Genomic DNA, 9091 nt, shown 5'->3' on the forward strand with positions numbered 1-9091 from the left:
TCGGACTCTTCTGGTGAAGGCGTGGCGCGCAGACGATGCGTCTCGGGCATCGTGGCCCGCCAAGGCCTCAAAACGGGTTACTGGAACTGGGACAGGAAACGGATATCGCCATCAAAGAACAGGCGCAGATCGTTCACACCATAGCGAAGCATGGTCAGACGATCCGGGCCCATGCCAAAGGCAAAGCCGATGTACTTCTCGGGGTCCAGCCCCATGTTGCGAACCACGTTCGGGTGCACCTGTCCGGAGCCAGCCACCTCCAGCCAGCGCCCCGCCAGGGGGCCACTCTGGAACTGGATGTCGATCTCGGCGCTGGGCTCGGTGAAGGGAAAGAAACTCGGACGGAAGCGCAGCACCAGGTCATCCGACTCGAAAAAGGTGCGGCAGAAATCAGTGAAGACAACCTTCAGATCCTTGAAGCTGACATTGGCACCGATCCACAAGCCCTCACACTGATGGAACATCGGCGAGTGGGTGGCATCGCTGTCGACACGGTAGGTCCGGCCCGGGGCGATGACACGGATCTCGGGCATGGTCTCGCCAGCATCCAGCAGAGCGCGGTGCGCATTCACATGCTGAACTGCATGGCGGATCTGCATCGGGCTGGTGTGCGTACGCAACAGGTTTGGCGCGGTGGCAGTCCCCCCTTCGACGTAGAAGGTGTCGTGCATGGAGCGCGCGGGATGGTCTTCCGGCGTGTTGAGCGCCGTGAAATTGAACCAGTCGGATTCGATTTCAGGCCCTTGGGCCACATCAAAGCCCATTGAACCAAAAATACCTTCGATACGCTCAAGCGTGAGCGACACAGGGTGCAAGCCACCCTGCCCGGCCTGGCGCCCGGCGAGCGTCACATCCAGCGCCTCAGCCTTGAGTTGGGCATCCAGTTCGGCATCGGCCAGCGCCTGACGGCGGGCATTCAGCGCCGCCTCAATGGCTTGCTTGGCTTGGTTGATGACGGCGCCTCGGGCCTTCTTTTCATCAATCGACAAACTCGCCAAGCCTTTCATCAACTCGGTGATGCGCCCCGACTTGCCCAGAAACACCGCCTTGGCGTTTTCCAGGTCTGCCGGCGTGGCGGCTTGCTCGAAACCTTGTCTGGCGCTGTCGACCAGTGCGTCCAACTCGTTCATAAATTCTCTTGTCAATGAAAAAGGGCTAAAGCTTTGTGCAAAGCCCTAGCCCTTGTTTCTTGTTCGCAGCGCCCCACACAAGGCGGGGCGTAGCCGTGAAAAATCAAGCAGCCAGCTTGGCCTTGACTTGGTTCACGATGCTGCCGAAGGCAGCCTTGTCATGCACAGCGAGGTCGGCCAGCATCTTGCGGTCGATCTCGATGGAAGCCTTCTTCAGGCCGTTGGCGAACTGGCTGTAGGTCAGGCCCAGTTCACGGGCAGCGGCATTGATACGGGCGATCCACAACTGGCGGAACACGCGCTTCTTGGTACGGCGGTCACGGTAGGCATATTGCCCAGCCTTCATCACCGCCTGCTTGGCGATGCGGAAGACATTACCGCGGCGACCACGGAAACCCTTGGCGAGGGCCAGAACCTTTTTGTGACGGGCACGAGCCGTTACACCACGTTTGACGCGAGGCATTGAATTACTCCTTGTTCGTCAGTTGATTACAGGCCAGCACCGGGCAGCATCTGCGCCATGTGACCCATGTTGGTCTCATGCACAGCCACAGCACCGCGGAGGTGACGCTTGTTCTTGGTGGTCTTCTTGGTCAAGATGTGACGCTTGAAGGCTTGACCGCGCTTGACGGTACCACCCGGACGAACACGGAAGCGCTTCTTTGCGCTGCTCTTGGTCTTCATTTTGGGCATGTTCATGCTCCTTTTACATTGTGCTCGTGAGGCGTCTGCAAACTGATTGCAGCCTTGATGGCCCCGAGCCACTTGGTCGGCGGCAGAGCGAACTCTGCCACCTGGACAGCAGGCATTGCTGCCTACCACCTGCCGAAGCTCCTCTCGCAAAGAGCTTCAGTGTTCTGATCAAACTGACGCTGCAGCGGCACCCGCTTCAGCAGGCTTGGCCGCTGAAGGCTTGCGCTTGCCTGGGGCGATCATCATGATCATCTGACGCCCTTCCAGCTTGGGAAACTGCTCGACCACGATCAGGTCAGCCAGTTCATCCCGAATGCGCTGCAACAAGGCCATGCCGATTTCCTGGTGGGTGATTTCACGCCCACGGAAACGCAAGGTGATCTTGCATTTGTCGCCATCTTCAAGAAAGCGCTTGATATTGCGCATCTTGATGTTGTAGTCGCCGTCATCGGTGCCGGGACGGAACTTGACTTCCTTGACCTCGATGACTTTTTGCTTGGATTTCGCCTCAGCAGCTTTTTTCTGCTCTTGGTACTTGAACTTGCCGTAATCCATCAAGCGACAGACTGGCGGGTTCGCAGTGGCCGCGATTTCAACCAGATCCACATCCAACTCACCCGCCATGCGAAGCGCTTCCGCAAGGCTGACGATGCCGATGGGCTCGTTTTCCGGACCGGAAAGTCGAACTTCCGGTGCCATGATTTCACGGTTCAGACGGTGCTTGCGCTCTTCCCGCTGGCGACGATCACGAAATTCAGTAGCGATGGCTAGTGTCCTTTAAATAATGGCTGCACATGCAGCTTTAGCCGACGGCAACGCGTCAGCTAAAGCGATGGTTGACTGAGTGTCAGGCTTTAGAGGCGATGTCTGAAACAATCGTCTGAACGAAGGCTTCAACCGACATCGCTCCGAGGTCTTTGTTACCCCGGGCGCGTACCGCAACGGCACCTGCAGCCTTCTCTTTGTCACCCACGACCAAGATGTAAGGCAGCTTTTGCAACGAATGCTCTCGTATTTTATACGTAATTTTCTCGTTGCGCAGATCTAACTGAACCCTAAGCCCTTGATTCTCAAGCGTTTTGACCAGTTCCCGACAGTAATCGGCCTGCGAATCGGTGATGTTGAGCACCGAAACCTGCACCGGAGCCAGCCACGTGGGCAGCGCGCCAGCGTGCTGCTCGATCAAAATTCCGATGAATCGCTCCAGGCTGCCAACGATGGCACGGTGCAACATGACGGGGCGATGGCGAGCGCCATCCTCGCCCACAAATTCGGCGTCCAGGCGCTCCGGCATGTTTGGATCCACCTGGATGGTTCCGCACTGCCATGGACGACCCAAGGCATCCTTCAGGGTGTATTCGATCTTCGGACCATAGAAAGCACCCTCACCTGGCAGGTATTCGAAATCGCAACCGGAAGCACGCAAGCCTTCCGCCAACGCATTCTCAGCACGATCCCAGCTCTCCTCAGAGCCGATGCGCTTCTCAGGGCGGGTTGAAAGCTTGTAGATGATGTCCTTGAAGCCAAAGTCCTTGTAGACCTTTTGCAGCAGCGTGGTGAAAGCGATGACCTCACTCTGGATCTGATCTTCGGTGCAGAAGATGTGGCCATCATCCTGCGTGAAGGCCCGCACACGCATGATGCCATGCAGACCCCCGGTGGGCTCATTGCGGTGGCATTGACCGAACTCACCAAAGCGCAACGGCAGGTCGCGGTAGCTCTTGATCCCCTGCTTGAAGATCAAGATGTGCCCCGGGCAGTTCATCGGCTTGAGGGCATAGTCACGCTTCTCAGACTCGGTGGTGAACATGTTCTCGCGGTATTTGTCCCAGTGCCCTGTCTTCTCCCAAAGACCCTGGTCCAGGATTTGCGGCCCCTTGACCTCCTGGTAACCGTTGTCGCGATAGACGCGGCGCATGTATTGCTCCACCTCTTGCCAGACGGTCCAGCCCTTGGGATGCCAGAACACGGTACCCGGCGAGTGCTCGTCGATGTGGAACAGATCCAGTTCCTTGCCGAGCTTGCGGTGGTCACGCTTCTCGGCCTCCTCGAGCATCGTCAGGTACTGCTGGAGGTCATCCTTGCTGGCCCAGGCGGTACCGTACACGCGCTGAAGCATCTCATTGCGATGATCGCCACGCCAGTAGGCCCCTGCCACCTTCATCAGCTTGAAAAACTTGAGCTTGCCGGTGCTCGGCACGTGGGGGCCACGGCAAAGGTCTTCGAAGTTGCCCTCGCGATACAGGCTGACGTCTTCATTGCTGGGAATGCTGGCGATGATCTCCGCCTTGTAATGCTCCCCAATGCCCTTGAAGTAGGCCACGGCCTCATCACGCGGCAGCACGCGACGCACCACAGGTTCGTCCTTGGCCGCCAACTCAGCCATGCGCTTCTCGATGGCCGCCAGATCGTCAGGCGTGAAAGGACGCTTGTAGGAAAAGTCGTAGTAGAAGCCGTTCTCAATGACCGGCCCGATGGTGACCTGGGCATCCGGGAAAAGCTCTTTGACAGCATAGGCCAACAAGTGGGCGGTGGAGTGACGGATCACCTCCAAGCCGTCGGCGTCCTTGGCCGTGATGATGGACAAAGGGCTGTCCGAGGTGATGGCATAGCTGGTGTCCACCACCTTGTCACCGATTTTGCCCGCCAAGGCGGCCTTGGCCAGGCCCGTACCGATCGAGGCGGCCACTTCGGCCACCGTGACCGGGCCAGGAAATTCACGTTTGGAACCGTCGGGAAGCGTGATCTGAATCATGTTGTGTGTAAGTTGAGCCAGTGAAGGCGCATAAAAAAAGCGCGGTGAAGGCCGCGCTTTTTTCCATGGAGCAAAAACAGGTGTGCAGGCGCGAACCAGCGGGTCTCAACGACCCAGGACGATCTCCGGTGTAGTTCGCGGTGTCATAACCAAGATGCCTTTCTCGCTCTTGCAAGTGGCCCTGTTGCCAGGGGACTCTCGGATTTTAACGCCTCGTCCCCAGCATGCCAACCGAGACCCACAAAATGCCCCAGGCTCAAGCTGCACCACGGCAGCCTTCTGATGTCATGCCCCCTTGAGCCCGCTCCATGAAAAAAGCCCGGGCAAGCCCGGGCTTCGTTGAGCGCAAGCGCCCAAGATCAGTGGAACTGCTCTTCTTCGGTCGAACCGGTCAGTGCCTTCACCGAGGACGAGCCGCCCTGGATGACGGTGGTGACGTCGTCAAAGTAACCAGCGCCCACTTCTTGTTGGTGAGACACGAAGGTGTAGCCTTGCTCGCGGGCAGCGAACTCGGGCTCTTGCACCATTTCAACGTAGTGGCGCATGCCTTCGCCGCGAGCGTAGGCGTGAGCAAACTTGAAGGTGTTGTACCAGTTGCTGTGGATACCAGCCAGGGTGATGAACTGGTACTTGTAACCCAGTGCCGACAATTCGTCCTGGAAGCGTGCGATGGTTGCATCGTCAAGGTTCTTCTTCCAGTTGAACGAAGGCGAGCAGTTGTACGACAGCAGCTTGCCAGGGCAGGCTGCGTGCACAGCTTGAGCGAACTCACGGGCAAAGCCCAGGTCAGGCGTGCCGGTTTCGCACCACACCAGGTCGGCGTAGGGTGCGTAGGCCACGCCGCGGCTGATGGCTTGCTCCAGACCGTTCTTGACGCGGTAGAAACCTTCTTGTGTGCGCTCGCCGGTCAGGAACGGCTTGTCGTTGGCGTCGTGGTCCGAGGTGATCAGGTTGGCAGCTTCAGCGTCGGTACGGGCCAGCACAATGGTGGACACACCCATCACGTCAGCAGCGAAGCGAGCAGCGGTCAGCTTTTCGCAGGCTTCTTGAGTGGGCACCAACACCTTGCCACCCATGTGGCCGCACTTCTTCACGGCAGCCAGTTGGTCTTCGAAGTGCACGCCGGCAGCGCCTGCGGCAATCATGTTCTTCATCAACTCGAAAGCGTTGAGCACGCCACCGAAGCCGGCTTCAGCATCGGCCACGATCGGCAGGAAGTAGTCGATGAACTCCTTGTCGCCGGGGTTGATGCCACGGCCCCATTGGATTTCGTCAGCACGCTTGAAAGTGTTGTTGATGCGACGCACCATGGTCGGCACCGAGTCGTAAGCGTACAGCGACTGGTCGGGGTACATGGTTTCGGAAGTGTTGCCGTCAGCAGCCACTTGCCAGCCCGACAGGTACACAGCCTCCAGACCAGCCTTGGCCTGCTGCATGGCCTGGCCAGCAGAGATGGCGCCGAACGAGTTGACATAGCCCTTCTTGGCGCTGCCGTTCACCAGGTCCCACAGCTTTTCGGCACCACGCTTGGCCAGGGTGTGCTCAATCGACAGGCTGCCGCGAAGACGCACCACGTCGGCGGCGCTGTAGTTGCGCTTGACACCCTTCCAACGGGGGTTCTGTGCCCAATCCTTTTCGAGGGCTTCGATTTGCTGCTGGCGGCTCAGTTGGGAATTGAGAGATTGCGACATGTGATCACTCCAGGTTGGTTGAAAGGTGCCTGCCGTATTGCGTTTGCAAGTTCGCTGGCGTTGAGACAACTTTAAGTCTTCTATAAGAGTTAGAAACAATCTTATGTCTTATAGAAGACTTTTTTATTTTTATTGAAAATCAACAACTTACAACCTCAATTCCTTATCGTGAAATTTAATTTCTCATAATAGGAAATTGTGTGCAGCGCAGCAATTGGGATATTTCACATTAAGAAATCAAACAACCGCCAAGTGAAAAGATGCGCCAAGAAGACTTTCGACTCAAGGACACCCCTCGCCCACATGCCTGATCCAATCGCCGTGATCGATCAACGACCGACCCAGCACGCGCCTTGGGTTGATCTCATAAACAAGGCAGCCACAACTCTGCCCGCCCACCTTGACCGACACCTGACGACGAAAATATTCGTCATCGGGCCGGCCCTGGATCTCCTCGATGACGTCGAGTTGTCTCTCGAGCGCTGTGTCGATCGCATACACCTCACCACACACAACACCGCCCCCTGGTTCAGAGGCGCTCGCCAAAAGAAGGCCAGGATAGGCCCCCAGGTCAAAAAGATGCCCCCAAACACTGGCCGTGCCCTGAAAGACAGGCGGCGGAACGAGCCGGTTGATATCGTTGATGCCGCCTCTTCGCAAAGTGCCGTATACAAACACCAGGCGGGGCTCAAGGTCTTGGGATACCCACTCCTCGGGCATGATTTCGGTTTTCAATCCAACTCCTCTGAACGTTGTAACGAATGCAGGACACCCCATCCACCACGGTGGCAGGCCCCAGCCGATGGCTGGCCTGCCTTTGTTTGGCCGCCAGCATGGCACTGGTCGGCAGCTATGTGGCGCTTTCCAAGCCACTCACCCTCATCCTGCCCATTTTTCTACTGGCTTGGTTGCGCTTCGGCATTGGCGCCTTGGCCATGGTCCGATGGACCCGCCGCACACCCGATGAGCCGCCAATGAGCGGCGCCACCAAGCGCCTGGTGTTCCTGGAGTCCCTGCTGGGCAACTTTCTGTTCTCAGTGTTGATGCTCAATGGTGTCAAGTTGACCTCGGTCGTGGCGACAGGTGTGATCATGTCGGGCATACCAGCCTGCGTGGCCTTGCTGAGCTGGATCTTTCTGAAGGAGCGCATCAGCACCCGCGTCGCCGTGGCCATCGGCTTGGCAGTGGCAGGCATCACGCTGTTCACACTGGCGCGCCCAGCAGCCGACACAGGCGCAGGCTCGACCGAATCACACTGGCTGGGAAACCTGCTGATCATCGGCGCGGTGCTGTGCGAAAGCGCCTATGCGGTGATCGGCAAGAGGCTGACCGGCGCATTGAGTGCCCGACGCATCAGCGCCTTGATCAACCTCTGGGGCTTGGCACTGGCCACGCCATTGGGGCTGTATCAGGCCATGTCCTTCAGCTTCGCCAGCGTGCCTTCGGCCTACTGGCTGCTGCTGGTGTTCTATGCCTTGGCCGCCAGTGTGTGGACCGTGTGGCTGTGGATGACAGGATTGCGCACCATCCCCGCCGCCCATGCAGGCCTTTTCACGGTGATGCTGCCCATCACGGCTGCAGCGGTCGGCGTGCTGTTCCTGGGTGAGCCCATGACGCGGTTGCAGATGCTGGCCTTCGGCATTGCCCTGGCCGGTGTGGTCCTGGCCACCTTGCCCGGCTCAAGCCCCTCAGTGCCATCCCCCAAGCCGTCCTGACGCACTCAGACCAAAGGCGTCGAACTGACCACGATGCCATCGGCATCCGCATACAGCCAGTCGCCCGGGCGCACCCACACGCCCTGGATCTGAACAGCCACATCGCGCTGGCCTTCACCCCGCTTCTCAGTGGGCAAGGGCATCAAGGCCAACGCCCGGATCCCGACTGCTTCGGCATTGAGCTCCGCGACGTCGCGCACACAGCCGTCCACCACGATGCCGGCCCAGCCGTTGCGTGCCGCAGCCTTGGCCAGATTGCCCCCCACCAACGCGCGCCGCAATGAGCCGCCACCATCAACCACCAGCACACGCCCCTCGCCGGGCGAGTCCACGGCCTGCTTGACGCATGTGTTGTCTTCAAACACCTTCACGGTGCACACAGGGCCGCAGAAAGCCGTCAAGCCACCAAAGGCCTTGAACACAGGCGGCAGAACACGAAACTGGCCCGATTCATCGTTCTTGTGTTCATCGCAAAGATCGCAGGTGCTGACGACCGCAGACAGGGAAGACATGGAGAGTTACCTTTCGTGGCATGGAAACGATGGAAGCGGCCCGCCAATGCCCGCGGCGAGCCCGACCGAGAGCATACAAAAGCGGCGGCAAGGCACCACCCGCAACCGCCAGATCATGCTGATGCGACAGCGCCAGGATAGATGAACAAGGGCACCGCTTTGGGCCCAGTACCCGCCGACTGCATGAAACCCGCGCCCTTATTGGCTTTGCGGACACACAGACGCAACAGAGAGCACCGAAAAATATGCGTTTTCGCTTGGAAAGCCGTTTTTTCTCCATTAGCATCCGGTATGCCAGCGAGAACGCAGTGTTTGGCTGGTTGACCTGCCCCCTACAGACGTACCAATCAAAAGTGGAAGTCCAAGTTCAAGGTTAATCGATTTGTTTTTGAATTGAAGGTTGTTGAGCTGCATCGCCAGCGCGCTGGCGATGCAGCTCGGCAAAACGAGCCGGTGGTATGCGGCCCAGGCTGCTGTGTGGTCTGACTTCGTTGTAGTCCGTGCGCCAGATGGCCACGGATGTTCTGGCCTGGTGCAAGGTCTCAAACCAGCTCTCGTTGAGGTGCTCGTCGCGGAACTTGCCATTGAAGCTTTC

The 9091-nt window shown here is 58.4% G+C and carries 10 protein-coding genes; 1 reads left to right on the top strand and 9 read right to left on the bottom strand.

Features of this window, described 5'->3' with window-relative positions:
• Positions 1 to 77 precede the first annotated feature (77 nt).
• The 7 genes from pheS to F624_RS0116395 all read right to left on the bottom strand — a co-directional run bounded on the left by pheS (position 78) and on the right by F624_RS0116395 (position 6989).
• Entirely contained in the window at positions 78 to 1130 is a 1053-nt protein-coding gene (gene pheS, locus F624_RS0116365; RefSeq protein WP_019575405.1) for a phenylalanine--tRNA ligase subunit alpha, read from the bottom strand.
• Positions 1131 to 1233: 103 nt separating this feature from the next.
• The gene (gene rplT / locus F624_RS0116370; protein ID WP_027475500.1) at positions 1234 to 1593 is read right to left on the bottom strand and encodes a 50S ribosomal protein L20; all 360 of its coding nucleotides are present in this window, start codon (positions 1591 to 1593) and stop codon (positions 1234 to 1236) included.
• Between the two features lie 26 nt (positions 1594 to 1619).
• Positions 1620 to 1823 (bottom strand): 50S ribosomal protein L35, encoded by a 204-nt coding sequence (rpmI, locus tag F624_RS0116375; protein ID WP_027475501.1) that lies wholly within the window; start codon positions 1821 to 1823, stop codon positions 1620 to 1622.
• A gap of 168 nt (positions 1824 to 1991) precedes the next feature.
• On the bottom strand, positions 1992 to 2588 hold the full coding sequence (infC, locus tag F624_RS0116380; RefSeq protein WP_084679540.1) for a translation initiation factor IF-3: 597 nt from the start codon (positions 2586 to 2588) through the stop codon (positions 1992 to 1994).
• A gap of 82 nt (positions 2589 to 2670) precedes the next feature.
• Positions 2671 to 4578 (bottom strand): threonine--tRNA ligase, encoded by a 1908-nt coding sequence (gene thrS, locus F624_RS0116385; protein ID WP_019575409.1) that lies wholly within the window; start codon positions 4576 to 4578, stop codon positions 2671 to 2673.
• Between the two features lie 359 nt (positions 4579 to 4937).
• Entirely contained in the window at positions 4938 to 6269 is a 1332-nt protein-coding gene (aceA, locus tag F624_RS0116390; protein ID WP_019575410.1) for an isocitrate lyase, read from the bottom strand.
• Positions 6270 to 6551: 282 nt separating this feature from the next.
• A complete protein-coding gene (locus tag F624_RS0116395) occupies positions 6552 to 6989 on the bottom strand; it encodes a gamma-glutamylcyclotransferase family protein (RefSeq protein WP_019575411.1) in 438 nt (145 codons plus the stop codon).
• A 41-nt stretch (positions 6990 to 7030) separates the two neighbouring features.
• On the opposite strand from F624_RS0116395, the gene F624_RS0116400 reads away from it, so the two are divergent.
• The gene (locus tag F624_RS0116400) at positions 7031 to 7984 is read left to right on the top strand and encodes a DMT family transporter (RefSeq protein WP_019575412.1); all 954 of its coding nucleotides are present in this window, start codon (positions 7031 to 7033) and stop codon (positions 7982 to 7984) included.
• Positions 7985 to 7989: 5 nt separating this feature from the next.
• Here F624_RS0116400 and rraA read toward each other — a convergent pair whose 3' ends face one another.
• Together rraA and F624_RS0116415 are read right to left on the bottom strand one after the other, a co-directional pair.
• Positions 7990 to 8496 (bottom strand): ribonuclease E activity regulator RraA, encoded by a 507-nt coding sequence (gene rraA / locus F624_RS0116405; protein ID WP_019575413.1) that lies wholly within the window; start codon positions 8494 to 8496, stop codon positions 7990 to 7992.
• 373 nt (positions 8497 to 8869) lie between these two features.
• A partial coding sequence (locus F624_RS0116415; RefSeq protein ID WP_019575414.1) for an integrase core domain-containing protein occupies positions 8870 to 9091 on the bottom strand: 222 nt, incomplete at its 5' end.

This window comes from Curvibacter lanceolatus ATCC 14669 (assembly GCF_000381265.1).
Taxonomy (GTDB): domain Bacteria; phylum Pseudomonadota; class Gammaproteobacteria; order Burkholderiales; family Burkholderiaceae_C; genus Curvibacter; species Curvibacter lanceolatus.

Coding starts and splice junctions, on each gene's coding strand:
- pheS (WP_019575405.1), bottom strand. CDS start 1,130: ATGAACGAGTTGGACGCACTGGTCGACAGCGCCAGACAAGGTTTCGAG.
- rplT (WP_027475500.1), bottom strand. CDS start 1,593: ATGCCTCGCGTCAAACGTGGTGTAACGGCTCGTGCCCGTCACAAAAAG.
- rpmI (WP_027475501.1), bottom strand. CDS start 1,823: ATGCCCAAAATGAAGACCAAGAGCAGCGCAAAGAAGCGCTTCCGTGTT.
- thrS (WP_019575409.1), bottom strand. CDS start 4,578: ATGATTCAGATCACGCTTCCCGACGGTTCCAAACGTGAATTTCCTGGC.
- aceA (WP_019575410.1), bottom strand. CDS start 6,269: ATGTCGCAATCTCTCAATTCCCAACTGAGCCGCCAGCAGCAAATCGAA.
- F624_RS0116395 (WP_019575411.1), bottom strand. CDS start 6,989: ATGCCCGAGGAGTGGGTATCCCAAGACCTTGAGCCCCGCCTGGTGTTT.
- F624_RS0116400 (WP_019575412.1), top strand. CDS start 7,031: ATGCAGGACACCCCATCCACCACGGTGGCAGGCCCCAGCCGATGGCTG.
- rraA (WP_019575413.1), bottom strand. CDS start 8,496: ATGTCTTCCCTGTCTGCGGTCGTCAGCACCTGCGATCTTTGCGATGAA.